At 63.7% G+C, this 19,774-nt stretch carries 23 protein-coding genes and 1 tRNA gene; 14 read left to right on the top strand and 10 right to left on the bottom strand.

Annotation, left to right across the window (positions count from 1 at the left end; genetic code table 11):
- Positions 1 to 6 precede the first annotated feature (6 nt).
- Together CDQ92_RS18535 and CDQ92_RS18530 are read left to right on the top strand one after the other, a co-directional pair.
- Complete coding sequence (locus CDQ92_RS18535; RefSeq protein ID WP_088443546.1) at positions 7 to 1,002, top strand: aspartate carbamoyltransferase catalytic subunit; 996 nt, start codon at positions 7 to 9, stop codon at positions 1,000 to 1,002.
- Positions 993 to 2,216 (top strand): dihydroorotase, encoded by a 1,224-nt coding sequence (locus tag CDQ92_RS18530; protein ID WP_088443544.1) that lies wholly within the window; start codon positions 993 to 995, stop codon positions 2,214 to 2,216. Before CDQ92_RS18535 ends, CDQ92_RS18530 begins: the two co-directional genes overlap by 10 nt.
- A 100-nt stretch (positions 2,217 to 2,316) precedes the next feature.
- Here the strand turns inward: CDQ92_RS18530 and CDQ92_RS18525 are convergent, their stop codons facing one another.
- The 3 genes from CDQ92_RS18525 to CDQ92_RS18515 are packed head-to-tail and all read right to left on the bottom strand — an operon-like array spanning position 2,317 to position 5,158.
- The gene (locus CDQ92_RS18525; RefSeq protein ID WP_088443542.1) at positions 2,317 to 3,714 is read right to left on the bottom strand and encodes an SPOR domain-containing protein; all 1,398 of its coding nucleotides are present in this window, start codon (positions 3,712 to 3,714) and stop codon (positions 2,317 to 2,319) included.
- 23 nt (positions 3,715 to 3,737) lie between these two features.
- Positions 3,738 to 4,418: a hypothetical protein gene (locus CDQ92_RS18520; protein ID WP_088443540.1), complete on the bottom strand. Its 681-nt coding sequence runs from the start codon at positions 4,416 to 4,418 to the stop codon at positions 3,738 to 3,740.
- A 17-nt stretch (positions 4,419 to 4,435) separates the two neighbouring features.
- Complete coding sequence (locus CDQ92_RS18515) at positions 4,436 to 5,158, bottom strand: ParA family protein (RefSeq protein WP_088443538.1); 723 nt, start codon at positions 5,156 to 5,158, stop codon at positions 4,436 to 4,438.
- Positions 5,159 to 5,400: 242 nt separating this feature from the next.
- Between CDQ92_RS18515 and CDQ92_RS18510 the strand changes: the two genes are divergently transcribed.
- Positions 5,401 to 6,564 carry an SPOR domain-containing protein gene (locus CDQ92_RS18510; protein WP_088443536.1) on the top strand — a complete coding sequence of 388 codons (1,164 nt, stop codon included), beginning with the start codon at positions 5,401 to 5,403 and terminating at the stop codon, positions 6,562 to 6,564.
- A 141-nt stretch (positions 6,565 to 6,705) separates the two neighbouring features.
- On the opposite strand, the gene bla is transcribed toward CDQ92_RS18510, so the two are convergent.
- A complete protein-coding gene (bla, locus tag CDQ92_RS18505) occupies positions 6,706 to 7,578 on the bottom strand; it encodes a subclass B3 metallo-beta-lactamase (RefSeq protein WP_088443534.1) in 873 nt (290 codons plus the stop codon).
- 197 nt (positions 7,579 to 7,775) lie between these two features.
- Here bla and CDQ92_RS18500 point away from each other — a divergent pair, with 197 nt between their 5' ends.
- Both CDQ92_RS18500 and CDQ92_RS18495 read left to right on the top strand, forming a co-directional pair.
- The gene (locus CDQ92_RS18500) at positions 7,776 to 8,657 is read left to right on the top strand and encodes a LysR family transcriptional regulator (RefSeq protein WP_088443532.1); all 882 of its coding nucleotides are present in this window, start codon (positions 7,776 to 7,778) and stop codon (positions 8,655 to 8,657) included.
- A gap of 96 nt (positions 8,658 to 8,753) precedes the next feature.
- Positions 8,754 to 9,557 carry an enoyl-CoA hydratase-related protein gene (locus CDQ92_RS18495; RefSeq protein WP_088443530.1) on the top strand — a complete coding sequence of 268 codons (804 nt, stop codon included), beginning with the start codon at positions 8,754 to 8,756 and terminating at the stop codon, positions 9,555 to 9,557.
- Positions 9,558 to 9,647: 90 nt separating this feature from the next.
- Here CDQ92_RS18495 and CDQ92_RS18490 read toward each other — a convergent pair whose 3' ends face one another.
- The 3 genes from CDQ92_RS18490 to CDQ92_RS18480 form a co-directional block, all read right to left on the bottom strand.
- Positions 9,648 to 10,250, bottom strand: a complete 603-nt coding sequence (locus tag CDQ92_RS18490) for an HD domain-containing protein (protein WP_088443528.1) — start codon at positions 10,248 to 10,250, stop codon at positions 9,648 to 9,650.
- A 71-nt stretch (positions 10,251 to 10,321) separates the two neighbouring features.
- Positions 10,322 to 11,035 carry a COG3904 family protein gene (locus tag CDQ92_RS18485; RefSeq protein WP_169714586.1) on the bottom strand — a complete coding sequence of 238 codons (714 nt, stop codon included), beginning with the start codon at positions 11,033 to 11,035 and terminating at the stop codon, positions 10,322 to 10,324.
- Entirely contained in the window at positions 11,019 to 11,579 is a 561-nt protein-coding gene (locus CDQ92_RS18480) for a hypothetical protein (RefSeq protein WP_229667519.1), read from the bottom strand. The genes CDQ92_RS18485 and CDQ92_RS18480 overlap by 17 nt, the downstream gene beginning before the upstream one ends.
- A gap of 149 nt (positions 11,580 to 11,728) precedes the next feature.
- Between CDQ92_RS18480 and CDQ92_RS18475 the strand changes: the two genes are divergently transcribed.
- The 9 genes from CDQ92_RS18475 (at position 11,729) to CDQ92_RS18430 (ending at position 18,514) form a co-directional block, all read left to right on the top strand.
- Positions 11,729 to 12,169 (top strand): RrF2 family transcriptional regulator, encoded by a 441-nt coding sequence (locus CDQ92_RS18475; RefSeq protein WP_088443526.1) that lies wholly within the window; start codon positions 11,729 to 11,731, stop codon positions 12,167 to 12,169.
- A gap of 99 nt (positions 12,170 to 12,268) precedes the next feature.
- Positions 12,269 to 12,565, top strand: coding sequence for a helix-turn-helix domain-containing protein (locus CDQ92_RS18470; RefSeq protein WP_088443768.1), 297 nt, complete (start codon positions 12,269 to 12,271; stop codon positions 12,563 to 12,565).
- 33 nt (positions 12,566 to 12,598) lie between these two features.
- Positions 12,599 to 13,138: a type II toxin-antitoxin system HipA family toxin gene (locus CDQ92_RS18465; protein ID WP_158213894.1), complete on the top strand. Its 540-nt coding sequence runs from the start codon at positions 12,599 to 12,601 to the stop codon at positions 13,136 to 13,138.
- 541 nt (positions 13,139 to 13,679) lie between these two features.
- Positions 13,680 to 13,940: a ribbon-helix-helix domain-containing protein gene (locus CDQ92_RS18460; protein ID WP_088443522.1), complete on the top strand. Its 261-nt coding sequence runs from the start codon at positions 13,680 to 13,682 to the stop codon at positions 13,938 to 13,940.
- A gap of 3 nt (positions 13,941 to 13,943) precedes the next feature.
- Entirely contained in the window at positions 13,944 to 14,360 is a 417-nt protein-coding gene (locus CDQ92_RS18455) for a putative toxin-antitoxin system toxin component, PIN family (protein WP_088443520.1), read from the top strand.
- Between the two features lie 702 nt (positions 14,361 to 15,062).
- Positions 15,063 to 15,923, top strand: a complete 861-nt coding sequence (locus CDQ92_RS18445; RefSeq protein WP_088443515.1) for a type IV toxin-antitoxin system AbiEi family antitoxin domain-containing protein — start codon at positions 15,063 to 15,065, stop codon at positions 15,921 to 15,923.
- On the top strand, positions 15,920 to 16,837 hold the full coding sequence (locus tag CDQ92_RS18440; protein ID WP_088443513.1) for a nucleotidyl transferase AbiEii/AbiGii toxin family protein: 918 nt from the start codon (positions 15,920 to 15,922) through the stop codon (positions 16,835 to 16,837). Before CDQ92_RS18445 ends, CDQ92_RS18440 begins: the two co-directional genes overlap by 4 nt.
- A gap of 548 nt (positions 16,838 to 17,385) precedes the next feature.
- Entirely contained in the window at positions 17,386 to 17,796 is a 411-nt protein-coding gene (locus CDQ92_RS18435) for an MbcA/ParS/Xre antitoxin family protein (protein WP_229667520.1), read from the top strand.
- 7 nt (positions 17,797 to 17,803) lie between these two features.
- Positions 17,804 to 18,514, top strand: a complete 711-nt coding sequence (locus CDQ92_RS18430) for an RES family NAD+ phosphorylase (protein WP_088443509.1) — start codon at positions 17,804 to 17,806, stop codon at positions 18,512 to 18,514.
- Positions 18,515 to 18,573: 59 nt separating this feature from the next.
- On the opposite strand, the gene CDQ92_RS21470 is transcribed toward CDQ92_RS18430, so the two are convergent.
- From CDQ92_RS21470 to CDQ92_RS18415, 3 genes are all read right to left on the bottom strand, one after another.
- On the bottom strand, positions 18,574 to 18,774 hold the full coding sequence (locus CDQ92_RS21470) for a hypothetical protein (RefSeq protein ID WP_158213892.1): 201 nt from the start codon (positions 18,772 to 18,774) through the stop codon (positions 18,574 to 18,576).
- Between the two features lie 445 nt (positions 18,775 to 19,219).
- Positions 19,220 to 19,295: transfer RNA gene (locus tag CDQ92_RS18420), tRNA-Ala, on the bottom strand.
- Between the two features lie 128 nt (positions 19,296 to 19,423).
- Entirely contained in the window at positions 19,424 to 19,747 is a 324-nt protein-coding gene (locus tag CDQ92_RS18415) for a TIGR02300 family protein (protein ID WP_088443506.1), read from the bottom strand.
- Positions 19,748 to 19,774: the final 27 nt, after the last annotated feature.

The following is a 19,774-nucleotide window of genomic DNA, read 5'->3' as shown; positions in this document are numbered from 1 at the left end:
CCTTTAATGACAACATCAACAACCCGACCCGCCAGCGACTATCCGCCCGGCGGCGATGCCTTTCGCCATCGCCACCTGATCGGAATCGCCCAGCTGACCCCGTGGGAGATCAGCTACGTCCTCGACGCCGCCGAGGAGTGGGTCGACCTCAACCGCAGCGGCGCCGCCAAGCATGACGACCGCCTCGCCGGCCTCACCATCATAAACGCCTTTTTTGAGAACTCGACGCGGACCCTGCTTTCTTTCGAAATCGCCGGAAAACGCCTCGGCGCCGACGTCGTCAACATGCACGCGGCGCAGTCGAGCGTGAAGAAGGGCGAGACGCTGATCGACACTGCGATGACGCTCAACGCGATGCGCGCCGATGCGATGGTGATCCGCCACGGCAGCTCGGGCGCGGTGCAGCTCATCGCCGACAAGGTCGACTGCCCCGTGCTCAACGCGGGCGACGGCCGCCACGAACATCCGACGCAGGCTTTGCTCGATGCGCTCACCATCCGCCGTCGCAAGGGCAAGGTCGAAGGCCTCACCGTCGCGATCTGCGGCGACGTCCTCCACAGCCGCGTCGCGCGCTCGAACATCCTCGCGCTCACCTTGCTCGGCAACGAGGTGCGCGTCGTCGCCCCGCCGACGCTCACCCCGCCGGCGATCGACCGCATGCATGTCACCACTTTCACCGACATGGACGAAGGGCTGAAGGATGCCGACGTCGTGATGATGCTCCGCCTCCAGAATGAACGCATGGACGGTGCTTACCTGCCCAGCGCGCGCGAATATCATGCGCTCTATGGCCTCACCCCCAAACGCCTCGAAAAAGCGCAACCCGACGCGATCGTCATGCATCCCGGCCCGATGAACCGCGGGGTCGAAATCGACAGCAGCGTCGCCGACCATCCCACCCGTTCAACGATCACCGAGCAGGTCGAAATGGGGGTCGCGGTTCGCATGGCGTGCCTCGACATATTGACGCGCCGCCAGCGGGGGGTCGCGGGATGGAATTGAAACCACTCCTTATCGCGAACGCGCAGCTGATCGATGGCGACAAGCCGCGTCCGGGCAGCCTGCTCGTCGCGGACGGCCGTATCGCCGCGCTCGACCCGACCGAGATCCCCGACGGTACCGAAACCGTCGATGCCAAAGGCCAATGGCTCGCCCCCGGCATCATCGACCTCGGCGTTTTCGCGACCGACAAGCCCGCCTTTCACTTCGGCGGCATCACCCGCGCCGCGCTGATGCCCGACGCGGGGCCGCTCGACCACCCGGGCCTCGTCGAGCGCGCGGCCAAGGGCGGCAAACCCGACCTGTGGGTCCATCCGCTCGCCGCTGCGACCAAAGGCCTCGCGGGCAAGGAACTCGCCGAAATCGGCCTGATGAAAAGCGCGGGCGCCCGCGCCGTCGCCACCGGCCGCAGCCGCATCGCCGACAGCGGCGTGATGCGGCGCGTCCTCGCCTACGCCGCTTCGCTCGGCCTCGTCACGATCATCCACGCCGAGGATGAAGGTCTTACCGCCGGCGCGGTCGCGACCGATGGTGAAATGGCGACCCGCCTCGGCCTTGCCTCGGCCCCCGCGATCGCCGAAGCGATCGCTATCGCGCGCGACCTCGCCCTCGTCGAGGAAACCGGCGCCCCCGTTCATTTCCGCCAGGTCACCACCGCCCGCGGCCTCGATCTGATACGCGCGGCGAAGGCGAAGGGGCTACCCGTCCTCTGCGGCATCACCCCCGCGCATCTGTTCCTCTCCGACACCGCGATCGGCGATTTTCGCACCTTCGCGCGCCTGTCGCCGCCGCTGCGCAGCGAGGACGATCGTCAGGCGTGCCTCGCCGCAGCTGCCGACGGGACGATCGACGTCCTGTCATCGGGCCACGACCCGCGCGGCCCCGAGGACAAGCGCCTGCCCTTCGCCGAGGCGCTCCCCGGCATGGCAGGCGCCGAAACGCTGCTGGCGCTCGGGCTCAATCTGGTACGCGACGGCCTTGTCACGCCCAGCCGCCTGTTTGACATGCTCGCCGCCACCCCCGCCTGCCTGCTCGGCCTCGACGCCGGGCGCCTAAAGGTGGGAATGGAGGCCGATCTTATCCTGATCGACGACGGCACCCCGTGGCAGGTCGATGCGAAGAAAATGGCCGCCTATGCGGGCAACACCCCGTTCGACGGCATGCCCGTGCAAGGCCGTGCGACAGCGATGTGGAAGGGTGGATTGCGTATACGCTGAGCTGTTCAAATGCATCACTTGCGAACGAACATGAAAAAAGGGGCGGGACCATGTGGCCCTGCCCCTTTTTCGATTCGGCCCGCCGCGCGGAGGCTTTGCGTTAGCGCGACGCCATCCGCATCGGGCTGGCTTTCGACGCCCACTGGATGCTCTCGCTACCGCCCATCGCGCGGATGAAGCAGGTCTGGCCATGCGCCTTCAGCTCGTTGCACAGGCTCGTCGCATCGGCGCGCGTTGCCAGACCGTTGACGGTCAGGCGGTAGAAGGTGCGGCCCTTGACCGTCGCGGCGTGGCTCGATGCCGGGAAATTCGCCAGCATGGCGCTGCGCTTTTTCAGCCCGCCCCATTTTTCCTTGGCGATGCCCAGGCTGTCATAGGCGCCCAGCTGCACCGCCCAACCGCTTGGCTTTTGCGCGTTGAAAGCGATTGCCTGCGGGATCAGCACGGTCGCCAGTTCGAGCGCCTGCTGCTGCGCCGGACGGATACGCCCCTCGCTCGCGTCGCGCGGAGCGGTGCGATAGGGAGCGGCGTCGGCCATGATGACTTCGCTCGCGGCCTTCGGCTGCGGCAGTTCGGTGACCGGCACGACCCCATCGGCGTTACGTTCGGGCATCGGCAGTTCAATGCTGCGGATCGCGCTGCTGGCGTCGGCCAGCACCGGCGGCGGCGGCGCATAGGCGGCGACCGGCGCCGGATCGGCGCTTGCGAGTTCGACCGGTGCTGGTGCGTCAACCGCAGCCATCTGCGTCTCGCCATAATTGCTCAGCGCCAGACGAACCGGCATTCCGCCGTCCACCTGTGCCTTGGTGCCGATCAGGCTCGCGACGCGTAGCTGCGAGTTCGGCGTTTCGGCCAGTTTCGACCATTCCATCATCCGCGCTTCCAGCTTGGCGGGCGACAGGTCCTGCGACGCCAGGATTTGCGCCTGCGCCCAGCGCCCCGACAAGGCAAAGGCGAGCGCCAGATTCTGCCGCGTCCGCGCGCTTGCGTCGGGCGCGCGCGCCGCGTCGGTCAGTACATAGATCGCGCCTTCGCTATCTCCGGCCAGCGCCAACGCCAGCCCGATGTCCGATGCCGGCACCGTGTCGCGGTGCGCCTGCAGCAGCGAAATCGCCTCGGCGCCCTTGCCCTGCGCAATCAGTGCCAGCGTCAGCGCGATAATCGTATTGCTGTCCGTCGCGCCCAATTCCATCGCTTCGCTCAGTGCCGAAGTGGCGGACGCAAAACGACCGTCGTTGAGATAGACCTGCCCCAGCAGCGCACGATAGCTCGCGTCGCGCGGGCTTCCGGCAACCGCCGCTTCGGCCAAGCCGACCGCCTTGCTGACTTTCCCGGCTTCGAGCGCGGCGCGCGCCTGATCCGCCGACTTGGCGGCGACTTGGGGCTTGCCCGCGGCGCGCGCCGGCGCATCGGCCATCGCGCCCATCCCGCTGCATCCGGTGGCGACGCTCAGGACAAAGCCCGAAACGGCGAGGTTCATCAGCATTTTGCGGTTCATCTTATGGTCCCCTTTGGACTGGTTCAGCGCGGCATCGTCTGGCGCGTCGGACGGGCCGCCGGCAGGCGGCTCGCCATCGCGTCGATTTCGGGCAGCGTCGTCAGATATTCGTCGAGCAAGTCGGTCAGGATCACCTGCGACGACCGGTTGGTCACGGCACTTGCAAGGCGCAGGCGCAGATGGCGTTCGGCATCGAGGCGAAGTGTGAACGCCGCTTTTTCGCGAGCGCGGAGTGCGCGCGGCGCCTTTTCCTTCTTTGGCTTCGCTTCGGGCCGCGCCTCGACCTTGCGCGCCACGGCGGCGACGCGGTCGATCAGCGATTCCTGCTGGCGAACGATTTCGGGAATGTCATGCGCTTCGGCTTCAAAAGCATCGGCGCCATAATCTTCCGCGGCATAATCTTCGGCAACCGCATCGGTCAGCTCGTGACCCACGCTGGCTTCGAGCGCTTGTTCAGCCTCGACATTATGCGCCGGCACCGAACCGGTCAGCAAAGGTTTCAGGTCGAGCATCCGCGCCGGTTCGCCTGACTGATCAGGATCGACGTCATAGCCCATGTCGTTCCAGCCAAGGTCGTCATAACCGACGGCGTTGGTGGGTGCGGGGCCACTGCCCAGCGGCTGACGGCGCATGGCGGGCCGTGCGCCGCCCTTGCGGGCCAAGAGGCCGGCGCTCAGCGATGCGAGAGGTTTGGGTTCGCCCATGGTTCCGATCCCTCCCGTCACTGGCCAGCGATGCGGCGGCCAAAGCCACCGCCCATCGGACGGACCGCGCCATAATTGCCCTGCGTCGGGATCGGCGCGGCAAAGATGGTGCGGCGGAAATTCTTTTCGAGCCGGTCGCTCATATAGGTCCACAGCTGGCGGATCTCTTCGGCCGAGCGGCCATTGGGATCGACTTCCATCACGGTGCGGCCATCGATCATCGACGCGGCATAATCGGTGCGGTGGTGCAAGGTAATCGGGGCGACGGTGCCGTGCTGCGACAATGCGACGGCGGCTTCGCTGGTAATCTTGGCCTTGGGCGTTGCGCCGTTGACGACGAACACCAGCGGCTTGCCGGCGCGTTCGCACAGATCGACGGTGGCACCGACGGCGCGCAGATCATGCGGGCTCGGCCGGGTCGGGACGACGATCAGTTCGGCGACCGAGATCACGCTCTGGATCGCCATGGTGATCGCCGGGGGCGTATCGATGACCGCGAGTTTGAAGCCCTGCTGGCGCAGAATTTCCAGGTCAGACGCGAGCCGCGCCACGGTGGTCTGGGCAAAAGCCGGCAGATCGGTCTCGCGCTCGTTCCACCAGTCGGCGAGCGAACCCTGCGGATCGATGTCGATCAGGACGACCGGACCTGCGCCCGCTAGCTGTGCCTGTACCGCGAGATGCCCCGACAAGGTCGTTTTTCCCGACCCGCCTTTTTGTGAAGCCAATGCCAAAACGCGCACAGCTGTCCCCCTGAAAAACCACGAATTGGCGGTGGAATGCCATGGGGGGCGCTAAAATTGAGTTAACGATGATGGAAAGAAGGTGAACGGCCCGCTCGCCATCATGGTAAACAAGGCCTCAAGCGACATTGTCCCAAAATGGATCAGATACGGCGCAGGATGCATGTTGCTAACGCGGTGTTAGCCATTTCACGCTAGGAAACGCGCGGGGACTGCGGCGATGCAGGTCATTGGAGAGTAAGATGCGCAAATTCCGCACCGCCATTTCGCTGGCACTGCCGCTGATCGCGGCAACGATGCTGACCGCGCCCGCCCACGCCGACGTCAAGGATGGCGTCGATGCCTGGCAGCGCGGCGACTATCAGGGCGCTGTCGCCGAATGGCGTCCCGCTGCGCTCGCGGGCGATGCCGATGCCCAGTTCAATCTGGGGCAAGCATACAAGCTTGGCCGCGGCGTTCCCACCGATCTGGCGCAAGCCGAAGCCTGGTATCGCCGCGCCGCCAAACAGGGGCATTTGCAGGCCGAGGATAATTTGGGCCTCGTCCTGTTCACCGCCAACCGCCGCGACGAAGCGATGCCGTTCATCCTCCGCTCGGCCGAACGCGGCGAACCGCGGGCGCAATATGTCCTTGGCACCGCGCACTTCAACGGCGACCTCGCCGCGCAGGACTGGCCGCGCGCCTATGCGCTGACCAAACGCGCCAGCGACGCCGGGCTTGGCATCGCATCGGAACGCCTTGCCCAGCTCGACAGCCTGATCCCGCTCGAACAGCGCCAGCGCGGTCTGGCTATGCTGCCCGAAATCGAAAAAAACGAGGCGCGCGCGCGCCTGTCCGCGGTGACCGCTGCGCCGCCGCCCGCGGCGAAACCCGCCGTCGCCTCACCAATCAAGACCGCCAGCCTGCCGGCTTCGGTGCCCGGCGCCGGCTATACGCCGCCACCGGTAATCGCCCCCGCGGCGCCCTCGACGCCCGCCGCGCAAGCTGCTGCACGCGCTGCCGCCGAAGCCGCCGCGGCTGCGGGCACCGCCAAGGGCAAGCCCGGCACGACCTACGCCCCGCCTCCCGCCAGCGGCACGCTGCCGCCCGCTGCGGCCAAAGCCAAACCGCCCATCAACAACGCGCCCATCGCTGTCCGCGAAACCCCGACGCCGCCGCGTTCTACCGGCGGTAAAAGTCCCTGGCGCGCCCAGCTCGGCGCTTTCGGGGTCGAGGCCAATGCGCGCAACCTCTGGCTGACGCTCGGCAAAAAATACCCAGCCGTCGCTGCGCGCCAGCCGACCTACGTCAAGACCGGGAAGGTCACCCGCCTCCAGACCGGGGGCTTTGCCAACAAGGGCGAAGCCAACAACTTCTGCGCCTCGCTCAGCAAGGGCGGACAGGCCTGTCTGGTCGTCGATAAATAGACGCATAAACCTCGCCGTGACGACGTCATGGGGAGGGGGACCGAAAGGTGGAGGGGCAGCAATGGTGCGTCTCCGCCCCTCCTTCACTCCTGCGGACGGCCACCTCACCATCGCTACGCGGCAGCGAGGATCAACAACCCGTTACTTTGCGGCCCCCGCCTTCTCCTCCGCCAACCGCTTCGCCAAAGCCTGGCGCGACCGATCGGCATAGGCGCGGCACGCCCCCGGCTTCGCATTGTACCGCCCCTCGCCCGCATTGTCGGGATGCGCCGAAATCAGGATGTCGCAGGCCAGCGCGTCCATCGTCCGGTAACTTTGCGCAAAGGCCGCAATGAACGGCGCCCCCGCAGCGCCGGTGAACCGATAATCGTCAGCCGACACGGGATTCAGGCTCGATGCAAACACGATCGCGTTGCACTCGTTGTCCTCGCACGCCGGCCAACTCCAGCTCATGCTGCCCATCGTATGCCCCGGAGTCGCATGGGCGGTGATCCCCAGCTTGCCCAGCTTGAGCACCTCACCATCCGCCATCACACGCGTGGCCGTGGTCACCGCGGGCCAGCTGCCGCCATAAGCGAGCTGCGGATCGTCGGCGGCGTGGCGTCCCGACTTCAACCCCTCAATCCCGCGCGCGCTCGCCACCACCGTCGCGCCGGTGTCGCGCGCCAGCGCCGCGAGCCCGCCGGCATGGTCGAAATGCGGCTCGGTGCTCAGAATAAATTTGATGTCTTTGGGGTCGAACCCCAGCTTCCGGACATTGGCCAGGATCGCGGGCGCCGCTTGCGGCAGCGCGCCATCAACCAGCACCAATCCGTCCCCGGTGTCGATCAACGCCACACTCATGCCGCCGAACCCGACCAGATAGCTGTTGCCATAAATTTTTTCAGGCGGCGCAGGCGCCAACCATTCGGCGGTCCGCGACGTTGTGATCGGCTGGGTGAGCGGATCGACCGCCAGCACTGGCGCCCCGCTCGTCGCGGCAAGCCACGCCAACAGACTGATTGCTTCGAACATTTTCGTCTCCCTTCGCGGCCAAACTGCCAAGCCGGACCGCGCCGGACAAAGCATCATTTCTCGACAAAGCCATGAGAATTTCTCATGAGTTTGGTCACCCGGCCTTGGTCCGGGATCCATAAGCCATCGCCGCCGCATGGACCCGGATCAAGGCCGGGGTGACGAGGCGACATAGGCCGAGAAAGCAAAGTGACCCAATGGACCGCGCCCAGCTCCCACTCAACGCCCTGCGCGCCTTCGACGCCGCCGCGCGCCACCTCAACTTCACCCGCGCCGCGATCGAACTCTGCGTCAGCCAGGGCGCGGTCAGCCATCAGGTCGCACAGCTCGAACGCCGCCTCGGCACCCGCCTTTTCCACCGCCTCCCGCGCGGCCTTGCGCTGACCGACGAGGGGCATGCACTCGTCCCCGTCGTCGCCGACGCCTTCGACCGCATCGCCGCGACGCTCGACCAGTATAGCGGCGGCCGCTTCCGCGAGGTGCTGAAGGTCGGGGTCGTCGGCACCTTCGCCACCGGCTGGCTGCTTCCGCGCCTCGACGCCTTTGCCCGCGCGCATCCGGGCATTGACCTGCGCATCTCGACCAACAACAACCGCGTCGACCTCGCCGGCGAGGCGCTCGATTTCGCGATCCGCTTCGGCGATGGCGCCTGGCACGGCACCCACGCCGAACCACTGCTTGCCGCGCCGATGACCCCGCTTTGCCCCCCCGCCATCGCCGCGCGGCTCAAGACCCCCGCCGACCTGATACCCGAACGCCTGCTGCGCTCATACCGCGCCGACGAATGGACGCGGTGGTTTGCCGCCGCTGGCGTCCCCGCCCCGTTGCTGCGCGGCCCGATGTTCGACAGCTCGGCCCTGATGGCCGCTGCGGCCGCCGCGGGGCTTGGCATCGCCCTCGCGCCGCCCGCCATGTTCGCCCGCGAACTTGCATCCGAAGTGCTGACCCAGCCTTTCAAGATCGGAATCGACGCCGGTCGCTATTGGCTCACCCGCCTGATGTCGCGCCCCGAAAGCGGCGCGATGTCGCATTTCAAGGGCTGGCTGATCGACGCACTCGCGCACGAAACAACGTCCTAAAGCCCGACGCCGCCTTCCCCCTTGCACTCGCCCGCCAAATGAGTCACACCTTTACGTGAACGTAAAGGTAAAGTGCCTGCGAGAGGATTCTTCCCCATGACCGATATCCCGAACTTCGACACGATCAAGCTGGACATCGCCGACAATGTCGCGACGATCACGCTCAACCGCCCTGACCGGCTCAATTCGATGCCGCCCGCGATGGCCGACGACATCCGCAGCGCGCTCGATTACCTGCCGCTGCTCGGCGCGCGCGCATTGCTGATCACCGGCGAAGGGCGCGGATTTTGCTCGGGGGCCGATCTGGGCGGCGATCGCACATCGTCGGCGGTTGGCGGCGGCGCCAACAGCCGCAAGGCGCTGCGCAACCACTACAACCCGATGCTGCTGGCGCTCGCGAACCTCGACATCCCGGTCGTCACCGCGGTCAACGGCCCCGCCGCCGGGGTCGGGTGCAGCTTTGCGCTGTCGGGTGATTTCGCGATCGCGGGCAAGAGCGCCTATTTCCTGCAAGCCTTTGTCAATATCGGGCTCGTCCCCGACGGCGGTTCGTCGTGGCTGCTGCCGCGCCTGATCGGCCTGCCGCGCGCAACGCAGATGATGATGCTGGGCGAGAAGATTTCGGGCGAGCAGGCCGCCGATTGGGGCATGGTCTATAAATGCGTCGACGATGCCGAGCTGATGGGCGAAGCGCGCGCGCTGGCGGCGCGGCTTGCCAACGGACCGACGGTGTCGCTGGGGACCATGCGCAAGGTGCTGCGCGATGGCCTGTCGCAAAGCTATGCCGACACGCTCGATGCCGAAGCCAAGGGGCAGTTTATCGCTGGCAACAGCGCCGATGCGGTTGAGGGCATCATGGCGTTTGTCGAGAAGCGGAAAGTCGAGTTTAAGGGGAAATAAGGAAGCTCGGCATCCCAGCGAAAGCTGGGACCGCTTGCGTTCGGAAAGGATGATAGCCATCCCAGCTTTCGCTGGGATGGCAGCTGCAAACTATTCCGCCTCTGCCTCGACCATTACCTTCTTGTAGATGCTCGTTTTCGGATACGAACAGATCCGCATCACCATCGGCTCGAAAAATTCCAGCGGCTCGCTATCGTAGTCGGGGTCGAACGCCGGCGCGTCATATTTTTCGCAGAATTCGGCGCACGCCGCATAGTGTGGACTGTCCTTGAACTGGTCGCGCATGTCGCGGTCGAGGCCGATGTAGTGGAAGAAATAATGGCCCTGGAAAATGCCATGATGCTGGACGATCCACAGATTCTCTTCTGACAGGAACGGCTTCAATATCGCCGCCGCGACGTCGGGGTGGTTGAACGCGCCCAGCGTGTCGCCGATGTCGTGGAGCAGCGCCATCACGACATACTCCTCGTCACGACCATCACGGTGCGCGCGCGTCGCAGTTTGCAGGCAATGCTCGAGCCGGTCGACCGGAAAGCCGCCATAATCGCCGCCGAGCAGCTTGAGATGGTCGAGGACGCGCTTGCCATTCTGCGGCGCGAATTCTTTCTGTTCGCGCGCGATGATGTCCCAATCTTCCTGCGTCCCGTCGATCATCGACCGGAAGGTCGCATGGTCATGCGTCATCTCGTTCATGGCAGCCTCTCCTATTTGCCCGCCAATCTACGACATTCGTTTCAGTTTGCAACGCTACACACGCAACCCGATCATTCCTCGGGCGCGTAGGTCACCCCATATTTCAGTGCTTCAGCGAGTGTCAGGCAGCGGCGGGTCGATTTATTTTCCTCGGTCGCCACCGCCTGCTGGCGATACATGACTTCGGTCAGCAATTTTCGCGAGATCCCCATGCGGATCAGGAAATCATTGTCTTCACTCGCCAGCAGCGCCGAATCCTGTTCGATGTCACCGATTAGTTCGCGCGTCGCGTCAGTTCCCATCGCGACGCTCATGTCGATCGCCGAACGGTCGCCGGTGCGCGTAAACATGTGGACCATGAAGTGACCGCCGGGCTCGATGACGCGCGGCGCGCCGCCCATGAACACGAAATTGCAGGCGCTGAAACAGGCCCAGCCCGCAGGGATCCGAGTCGTAACGCCGAGATTGGAGCGGATGATCCGCCCCGCCGCATTGCCCGCGCGAGCGTCGCCGCCTGGGGAGCGCAGCCAGATTTCGCCGACGTCGGGATTAGCCTTCAACGCGGCGGTCAGCCGGTCGGGCAATCCGGGGTCGATCCGCCCCTCGGCCAGCAGGACTTTCATCCCGCCACGCTTTTCCACCGTCAGCTTCATCGTCGGATGGCTCGACCAATTGGGGTTGAGCGGGCAGGTCGGGTTGACCGGATCGACCGCGGCGGCGGCGGTCAGGCTGCCGAACGCGACCAGCGAAATGCCGCAGCGTGCCGCTCTACGCCGCCAGGACATAACGCGATTCACCCGGTCCTTTGCACATGCGTTTTGTCACCCGCGTCTCTTCGCCTTCGACGATGATGAAGTCATTGACGTTCATGCACTTGCGCCCGCCGCCCTCTTCGTTAATCGATGCCACCGTCGATGATCCGCTGACTTCGGGACGGGTCGCGCTGGTCCAGTTGGCCGTCGCGCCAACCTCTTCACCGCGCGTTGCTTCCTCGGTCGCGACGGCCGCCTGCACTTGCTCACCCGGATCGAGTCGGCACGCGATCGCGTCGGTCAGCGTCCCGCTGACTTCGCTGATCGGCACATAGCTGTACACGCCGGCCTTGCTCGCCACATCTCCGACCGCATCGTTCAGCACATTGCCGAGGATGTTGCGGCCGATGCTGCTACCCTTTTTGCCCTTGGGGCAGCCGCCGTTGTCGTCGCTGCTCGGTTTTGGCGCGGGCGTTGTGGCTTTGCGAAGCAGGCTGCCGAACTGCGCCTGCGCGGGGGTCACCGCCAGCATGCACACCGCCAGCACCGCCGGAACGCCTAGAAAAATACGCATCATCCGCTCTACCCCAAATCATTGCCGTAACCGACAGCATCACGGTGCTTATAGGCTGCGTTCATGCCACCCGCTGTGATTTTCATCAACTCTTGGCGAAATGTCATCCAGACAGGTTGAATTAAGCCTGAATATGTCACAGTAAGCCCGCCATGCTCTCGCAAAAGACCCGCTATACGATCCGCGCGTTCCAGCATCTTGCCGATCATTGGGGCAAGGGGCAGGTCCAGCTGGCGGATATTGCAGAAGCGCAAAACATCCCGCCGAAATTCCTGACTGTGATCCTGTCGGAAATGGCGCGCGAGGGCTTGCTGATTTCGCAACGCGGGCGCGACGGCGGGTATCAGCTGGCCATATCGCCGATCGACATCAGCTATGGCGACCTTGTCCGCCTGACCCGCGGGTCGCTAGCGCTGGTCCCCTGCGCGGCGCGCAATGCGCACGAACATTGCAAGAATTGCCTTCCAGAAGCCGAATGCCGCCTGCGCAGCCTGATGCTGAAAGTCCGCGACGACACCGCCTCGATCCTCGACCGCATCACATTGGCCGACCCAATCGCGCTGGAACCGTTGTTTGACGAAGTTGCCGGGTAAAGCCTGCGATAACAAGCAACGGCTCGTAGCGAAGCAGGAAATTGTCCTTATTTGGACAATTTTATTGCATTTCTAACGATTTTTGTCCACATATGGACAATGTTGGAAACGCCGTTGGAACTGACCCGGCAAATCGGCCAGCGCATTCGTCAACGTCGTGCGGCGTTCGGCTGGACACAGACAGATGCTGCCAGCCGTGCTGGCGTCGCCTATCGAACTTGGCGCCGCCTCGAGGCCGAAGGGAAGGCTTCGTTGGAAGATATGGTCAAGGCGGCCGTCGCCCTGCGCGCCGAAGACGCACTATCACAGCTCTTTCCCCAACCCGAAGCGCGCAGTCTCGACGAGCTGCTTGCCCGCCAGAGGTCTGAAGCTTCCCGCAAGGGCCGCCGCCCATGATCCTCGAGGCGGGCGTGCCCCTTCGTGCGGGCCTTGCGACCGATCTCTACGCAGCGATTTGATCGCCCCGCGCCGGGACAGCGTTTCCACGTCGCCTCGTTTGCAGGCGTGCTGCACACCCATTGGAATACGCCAACGATCGGCTATCATCAGTTTTTCCAGGCGACGCGCGCCATCACGCGCCACCAGGGCGATGTCGAGCAAGCCTACCGCCGAATGGTCTTCAACATCTTGTCATCGAATCGCGATGACCATGCAGGTCAGCATGCTTATTTGATGGACAACGCAGGCCAGTGGCGACTCTCACCGGCCTACGACCTCACCTTTTCGCATGGTCCGCGTGGCGAACACTATCTCGATGTTGATGGTGAAGGTCGACGGCCCACGCGTGCGCATGCGACGACGCTCGCACAAAAGCACGGCATCGCCCTGCCCCTCGCCAACAAGATCATCGATGAAGTTAGAGCGAGTCTTTCGAGTTGGACGGACATCGCGGAAGAGACCGGCGTCACGGCTTCCGCCAAAGAGATCCGAACTCGCTTGACCGAGATCGACCTCGACTTTCGACCCTGAGCGGCGACCGACTGTGAGCCGGCGGATATGTCCGGCCGCGACCAAAAGACCACATGCAAGCCAGCGGTTTCGCCAGACAGCTCCGAAGGACGTCAAAAAACCTGGGTGAAATGTGGGGCCCGAATGAGGGGACGGCGCGTGGCGACAAGCTTTTATCTCACAGTTTCAAGGTTTTATAGGGAGAAAGGGCGGAACCGAGCGTGGGTGAGTTTCGTGGAAGCAGGTGCGATAATCGTCGCTGCTGGAAGAAGGCGGACTGCGGCGGGACCTGCCCATAATCCGCTCAGCATGTAAAAGGCCTGTGATCCCCAGATCCGGAAATCGACCCCCGACGCGGCGATGACCGCTTCGTCGACAGGCACGATCTCGCGGCATCCGCGGACCAACCGTTAGCACGACTTGCGGCGACGCCTTTCGCCGCCGGAGTCCGCCCCCCACCACCCGCGCTCCGCCGCCGCTGCCGAAGCGGCTGCGGTGCCGCCTTGCGTCGGCACCGGTTCAGCCTTATATGCGCTTAGACGTCTAAACACACAGGTGATCTATGGGTGAACTTGCTCGCTGGAGCCTCAAAGTATCGCGCGATACCGATATCGCCTTGCGTACGTTGCTTGCCACGCGCGGCGGGCGGAAGGGCGATCTGTCGCGCTTTGTCGAGGAGGCCGTCAATCGCGAGGTTCTGCGTGAGACGATCCGCGATATCCAGGCGCGCCATGCCGACACGCCGGGGACCGACATCGAACAGCTGATCGACGAAGAGCTCGCTGAGATGCGCGGTTCCTTCTGGACCGAACATCGCCGCTGATCCGTGCGCGCCATTCTCGATACCAATATTCTGCTGAGCGGACTCATTACGCCCTCGGGCGTCGCATCCGGCCTCGTCGAAGCATGGCTCGACCGCCGCTTCGAACTGATCAGTCATTCAATTCAACTCGATGAGTTGCGCGACGTAACACGACGACCGAAAATCCGGGCGCTCGTAAAATCGTCCGAAGTCGGTCGGCTGATCAATCAGATTTCCGCGCTCGCCGAGATGCCCCTCAAGCTGCCGCCGGTCGAGCGATCGCGGGATCCGCTGGACGATTTCCTGCTCGCGCTGTGCGAGGCGAGTCAAGCCGACGTGCTGGTCACCGGCGACAAGAATGACCTGCTATCCCTGGGGCGTCATGGCCGGACCAAGATCGTCACGGCGGCCGCCGTGGCAAAATCACTCGGTCTGCGCTGAGCCACCCGGCGCCCGCGCCGCCAACCCCGCGAGCTGTCGCGAGGCCTCGCCAACCCACATCGCGCGCGCCGCCACGAGCAGCCGCGCGCGACTTGACCCATTGGCCATCTCCCGACCATTCGTCGCGGCGCACCAGCCCGGACTCGATGTCGCGCAGCAACGCACTCCGTCAAGGGTTGGTGAGCCCCGAGGAGAGCGAAAAATCCGCGCCGCCGAAATTCCGCCAAGTGGCGGTATTGACGCGGCTACGCGCTGGAATGGGCGTTCCCATATAGCCCCGATCGGCAAATAATATGCGGGCTCCGGACATTTTTGCGGACTCAGCATAGAGGGCATGTTCTTCTTATGCCTGAGAAACAGGCATTTTTGCCTTCTTAGCAATTCGACTTTAAAGCGGACATCCCTGGCACAGGATCGCGGCGAAATAATCGATATCATGCAGCCGATGCGGATCGGCGAGGGATCACCGCGCTTGGGCGGCCGCGATTGCAACAAACACAAGCGGGCCTGCCAAACCTTACCGATCCTGTGCGACACGGCCGTCTTCGCACAGGGCTTGTTGTCCTGAATGACCGGCTCGGCGTCTACGGTGCGCAGGCCGAAGTTTAGAGGATCGGGATTTTATATACTCATCGCGCATTTAATGGATCATATTTAAACCACAGCTTGCGCTTGGTTTACTTTTGCACCATATAACGGGCTATGCGCGCAAAAAGAGCCTCGCTTCTAAACCAAGTGATGCACGATCTCCCCGAGGGGTTCGTGGTCGATGCCACATGGCTGAACGCAGTCGGTCTCTCGTCCTCATCGATCCGGGATTATGTCCAGCGCGGGTGGCTGGAGCGCGCGGGATCGCGGCTCTACCGAAAGCCCGATCGCACGGGCGACCCCGTCGTACGCTGGGAGCTTGCGCTGCTCTCGCTGCAATCGCTCCTGTCGGTCGCGGTCCATGTAGGCGGAATGACTGCGCTCGAGCTTGCGGGCTATTGGCAATATGCGCCGATGGGCCGGCGCCGGGTCTGGGCCTATAGCGATGCGCGCTATGTCCGCTCCTATCTCGCGCGGCTCGAACTCGATGCCGAGCTCGAACTGCGCAGCCGCAAGCTTTTCACCGATGACGAACTCGGTATCGAGACGCGCACGCTCGATCTTATAACCTCGACTATATCACCTACCGGCGCGAGCGGCGATGGCGTCCCCGTCGCGCATAAGCACCAGCTTCGCGTTTCTAGCCTCGAGCGCGCGATCCTCGAAGTGCTCGACGAGGTGCCGGGAACCTTCAGCTTCGCGCACGGCGCCGAACTATTCGACGGACTGACGACGCTGCGCCCGAGGCTCGCCACGCAGCTGCTCAACGCGTGCACGAGCATCAAGGCGAAGCGGCTCTTCCTCTATCTCGCCGACGAGCAAAAGCAGGGCTGGACGCGCAAGCTCGACCGGAGCGGTATCGATCTCGGATCGGGGAAACGCCAGATCGTGCCTGGTGGCGAATATAACCGCGCCTATCAAATAACTGTGCCCCGCGAGCGCGGTTCGGGCAGCGCCGGGCGAACGAGTCGATGAGCGCCGACATCTATGCAGCGCAGGTTGCGCTGCTCGTGCGTGCGATTCCCGAGATCGCAGCCGAGAAAGATTTTGCGCTCAAGGGCGGAACCGCGATCAACCTGTTCGTGCGCGAACTTCCGCGCCTCTCGGTCGATATCGATCTCGTCTATCTGCCCGTCGAGACGCGCGCAACCTCGCTGGACGCAATCCACGCCGCCTTCGCCCGGATCGCCGAGCGGCTTCGGGGGCGCCTTGGTGCCACGGTGAATGTGCAGGGGTCGAAGGATGGCACGCGCCTCGTCGTGCGGTCGGGCGGCGCGCAGATCAAAATCGAACTCAGCCCGGTGCTCCGCGGCACGGTGTTCGCGCCTGAACTTCGCGGCGTCAACGCAGCGGTCGAGGAGCGGTTCGGTTATGCCGAGATGCAACTCGTCGCGCTTCCCGATCTTTATGCGGGGAAAATCGCCGCGGCGCTCGACCGGCAGCACCCGCGCGATCTGTTCGACGTAAGCCATCTCTATGCCAATGAAGGCCTGACCGACGACATTTTCCAAGCCTTCCTCGTCTATCTGATCAGCCACGACCGCCCGCCACACGAGCTGCTCGACCCGAATCTCAAGGACATTGCCAGCCAATTTGACGGCGAATTCCTCGGCATGACAGTCGAGCCGATAGCGCTCGACGACCTCATCGCGGCGCGCGCCCGGCTCGTCGAGGATGTGCAGGCCCGCGCCCGGCAGGGCGACGCGCGCGCCTTTCTCGCGGGCTTCTTTTCCCTCGCGCCCGACTATACGCTCCTCGGCCTTCCCGCCGACGTCGGAGCACTGCCCGCTGTGCAGTGGAAAATCCGCAACCTCGAGATTTTCCGCGACAAGCAGCACGAGCGGTTCGCTGCGCAATTGGACGCGTTGACCAGGATAGTCGGCGCCTGAAGCCGGTTGGCGACGTCGGGGCCGGAACCGTTGAACATCGCGCAAGCGCCCGGCACAGCGCGCGACGCTTTTCACCCGCATGTTGATACCCGGTGCCGGCCATCTCGCGCGCCCGCAGTCGCTTCGGCGCTGCATCATCTTCGCCGATGCCTTCGCCTACCCCATGGCGCACCGGGCCAGCGGCGCCGCGCTTGGTGCGGCCTGTGGGATGCATCGCTGTTCGGACGGGCGGGCCTGTGGCGCGAGCCCGGCCCTGGCCTGGATTGTGCGGGCTAGCTCGCGCCGGCGACACCGACGCTGGCGCGCTTGAGTGATGTGATGCCGCCTATCCTGCGCCCGCAAGATTATGCGCCATGGCTCGATCGGACCGTGGGTCTTCTGTCGCTCGGGCCCGGCCCCGCAGATGAAGAACTCTATGTGGAGAGAAGTGCGGAAATCTGGTCGACTGGCAATTTGAGCGACGACGCCCAACCTCGCGGCTCCGCGGCGATCTTGACAATTGGCACGTTATCATCATATTCATGCCAATTGTCTCGACAGAGGTTCTTATGCAGCTGGTAGCTATCAAAGGCACGGTGCCGCCCCAGGCACGCGAATTTTCGACCGAGGAAGTGCAGGCGATGCAGCGCGCCGTAATCCGCCTGTTCGACCATTGGGGGGTGACCGATGCGCAAGCGACAGTCCTTCTTGGCGATATCGCCGTACGGACCTATCAACGCTGGAAACAGGGCGAATACGGACGCTGGAACGTTGATCTTGCTGCGCGCTTGTCGAACCTGATCGGTATCCACAAGGCGCTGCGACTTCTCTATACTGAGGCCGACCGCGGCTATCGCTGGATCAAGGCGCCGAACCGCGCCTTTGGCGAGCGAACGGCGCTCGAGGTGATGCTTGGTGGGCAGCTCACCGATCTCATGCGCGTTCGCCGCTATCTCGACAGTTACCGCAGCGCCTGGTGAGGCTCGGATGGCCGACGCGCCGCTGTCCCCCGTCGATTGGCCGTCGGCTGTTCGGCTGATCGAGAGCAAATATCCGCCGATCGACCTGTTCGAAGATCTCGCCGATCCCGCAGATTGGGAGCTGCTCGCGGCGGCTGAAACCAAGACCAATCCCCGAATCGCCGAGACGATCGGCAATCTCGATCTCGTGCCCGTGGCGCGCCGCGTCGCCGGCGCCGGGGCGAGCTATGTAATGGCGCCATTTACGCATTGCTCGCCCGATCGACCCGGCCGCTTCCACGACGGACATTTCGGTGCCTATTATGCTGCACGCGAGTTCGAAACCGCAGTGGCAGAGGTTTCCTTTCACCAAGCCCAGCGATTGGGAGACAGCCGCGACGAGCCTGGCTGGATTTCGGACATGCGCGAGCTTGTCGGCGCGGTCGGGACCGTGTTGCACGATATCAGGGGTATCGGCTTTGCAGCCCTGCTTGCACCCGACGATTATGCGTCCTCGCAGGCCTATGCGCGCGACCGGCGGAGCGACGGCGGCAACGGCATCGTCTATCCATCGGTCAGAAACCCCGGCGGCGAATGCGTGGCGGCGTTCTGGCCCGACGTGGTCGCCATCCCAGTGCAAGGGCGGCATTTTCGCTATCACTGGAATGGGACGCGGATCGACATGATCCACGAGCTTCGCCTCGACGGAAACGGTCCAGTTTATCGGCTTGAGGTGTGAGACGATTCGCAGCGTCTTAAACCGATCCTCAGCTTTTGCGGCGAGCTTCGGCTCGTCGGTCATTCGGGGATTGCGGCATGCTGGGACCGGACAATGCGATATGGGACGATGGCGAATAGATCAGCTGGGATGAGCTGAATTATCAAGATGAGCAGCGACAACTGCGTGCCCGCTTCCCGGATGCCGACCTGTCCCTCGCACCTATCTTCCAAGACCTTCTCGGCACCGCGCAGGACTATTTTCGTCGGACCGATCGTCATCTTCAGGTCTATGGTGACATCGGCGAACTATATGGGGCGATCGCTTACGGCATCAGGCTGCACTAAAATTACGCGCAAGGCTCCGATGACCGCCTTGGCAATGATTTCGTCGAACTGAAGACGAGTACCCCCTTCAAGCAAAATGAAGTGGTGCGACTCAGTGTGAGCCGGAACTTCAGCAGGGTGCTGCTTGTCAGGACTTCCCCGGACTTCGAGGTCAGCGGCACATTGGTCGACCGCAAATCGCTGCCCAAGGTCAAAGGCAGCCGATTCTTGCTTCGTTGGTCCCAGTTTGAGGGCGGACCACAGGCCCCCGAACAGGCCGACAAGCGCAAAAGCGCAAGCGAAAGGCCAGCCTAACCGCGAATTAAATGTTGGTAAGAATGAGGGGACAGCGATTAGCTGCCCCAAATAACCACCTATTTCAATAGGTTTGGCGTGAAAATGGTGGAGCCTAGCGGGATCGAACCGCTGACCTCCTGCATGCCATGCAGGCGCTCTCCCAGCTGAGCTAAGGCCCCACATCTTCATTCGATCGCCCTCGCCATCGTGGCGCCTGCGATCGGGTTGCCGCCTTTAACAGTGCGGGCGGCTGATGCAAGGGGCCAAATGCATCGGACGATGCCTTTTTGGCCCCTTGAAACAAAAATCAGGTTTCGACGTCGTCGTCATCCGCAGTCGCAACGCCCAGATCGTCGTCGCCGCCCAGGTCGACGTCATTGTCGGGCGAGTCATTATCCTCGTCGACATCGACGTCCAGATCCAGATCCTCGTCGACGACGACCTCTTCCTTGACGGTCTTGCCGGGCTTTTCGACCTCGAACGGGGTCGACTGCTTCGATTTCAGCACCGATTCCGGGATCCAGTTATAACCGCAATTGATGCAGTTGACCGGATCATCCTTGGTCAAATCATAGAATCGCGTGGCGCATTTCGGGCAGCTGCGTTTCGTGCCCCATTCAGCCTTGATCATATATGCCTCGTAACCTTCTGGAAACAG

The sequence above is a fragment of the Sphingopyxis bauzanensis genome (assembly GCF_002205675.1).
Taxonomy (GTDB): Bacteria; Pseudomonadota; Alphaproteobacteria; order Sphingomonadales; family Sphingomonadaceae; genus Sphingopyxis; species Sphingopyxis bauzanensis.
The sequence above is the reverse complement of the archived record's forward strand: the minus strand, read 5'-3'. Positions and strand labels throughout refer to the sequence as shown.

Excerpts from the sequence above, each read along its gene's own strand:
- CDQ92_RS18535 (WP_088443546.1), top strand. The coding sequence starts at position 7 with ATGACAACATCAACAACCCGACCCGCCAGCGACTATCCGCCCGGCGGC.
- CDQ92_RS18530 (WP_088443544.1), top strand. The coding sequence starts at position 993 with ATGGAATTGAAACCACTCCTTATCGCGAACGCGCAGCTGATCGATGGC.
- CDQ92_RS18525 (WP_088443542.1), bottom strand. The coding sequence starts at position 3,714 with ATGAACCGCAAAATGCTGATGAACCTCGCCGTTTCGGGCTTTGTCCTG.
- CDQ92_RS18520 (WP_088443540.1), bottom strand. The coding sequence starts at position 4,418 with ATGGGCGAACCCAAACCTCTCGCATCGCTGAGCGCCGGCCTCTTGGCC.
- CDQ92_RS18510 (WP_088443536.1), top strand. The coding sequence starts at position 5,401 with ATGCGCAAATTCCGCACCGCCATTTCGCTGGCACTGCCGCTGATCGCG.
- bla (WP_088443534.1), bottom strand. The coding sequence starts at position 7,578 with ATGTTCGAAGCAATCAGTCTGTTGGCGTGGCTTGCCGCGACGAGCGGG.
- CDQ92_RS18500 (WP_088443532.1), top strand. The coding sequence starts at position 7,776 with ATGGACCGCGCCCAGCTCCCACTCAACGCCCTGCGCGCCTTCGACGCC.
- CDQ92_RS18495 (WP_088443530.1), top strand. The coding sequence starts at position 8,754 with ATGACCGATATCCCGAACTTCGACACGATCAAGCTGGACATCGCCGAC.
- CDQ92_RS18490 (WP_088443528.1), bottom strand. The coding sequence starts at position 10,250 with ATGAACGAGATGACGCATGACCATGCGACCTTCCGGTCGATGATCGAC.
- CDQ92_RS18485 (WP_169714586.1), bottom strand. The coding sequence starts at position 11,035 with ATGTCCTGGCGGCGTAGAGCGGCACGCTGCGGCATTTCGCTGGTCGCG.
- CDQ92_RS18480 (WP_229667519.1), bottom strand. The coding sequence starts at position 11,579 with ATGATGCGTATTTTTCTAGGCGTTCCGGCGGTGCTGGCGGTGTGCATG.
- CDQ92_RS18475 (WP_088443526.1), top strand. The coding sequence starts at position 11,729 with ATGCTCTCGCAAAAGACCCGCTATACGATCCGCGCGTTCCAGCATCTT.
- CDQ92_RS18470 (WP_088443768.1), top strand. The coding sequence starts at position 12,269 with ATGTTGGAAACGCCGTTGGAACTGACCCGGCAAATCGGCCAGCGCATT.
- CDQ92_RS18460 (WP_088443522.1), top strand. The coding sequence starts at position 13,680 with ATGGGTGAACTTGCTCGCTGGAGCCTCAAAGTATCGCGCGATACCGAT.
- CDQ92_RS18445 (WP_088443515.1), top strand. The coding sequence starts at position 15,063 with ATGCGCGCAAAAAGAGCCTCGCTTCTAAACCAAGTGATGCACGATCTC.
- CDQ92_RS18440 (WP_088443513.1), top strand. The coding sequence starts at position 15,920 with ATGAGCGCCGACATCTATGCAGCGCAGGTTGCGCTGCTCGTGCGTGCG.
- CDQ92_RS18435 (WP_229667520.1), top strand. The coding sequence starts at position 17,386 with ATGCAGCTGGTAGCTATCAAAGGCACGGTGCCGCCCCAGGCACGCGAA.
- CDQ92_RS18430 (WP_088443509.1), top strand. The coding sequence starts at position 17,804 with ATGGCCGACGCGCCGCTGTCCCCCGTCGATTGGCCGTCGGCTGTTCGG.
- CDQ92_RS21470 (WP_158213892.1), bottom strand. The coding sequence starts at position 18,774 with ATGACGATCGGTCCGACGAAAATAGTCCTGCGCGGTGCCGAGAAGGTC.
- CDQ92_RS18415 (WP_088443506.1), bottom strand. The coding sequence starts at position 19,747 with ATGATCAAGGCTGAATGGGGCACGAAACGCAGCTGCCCGAAATGCGCC.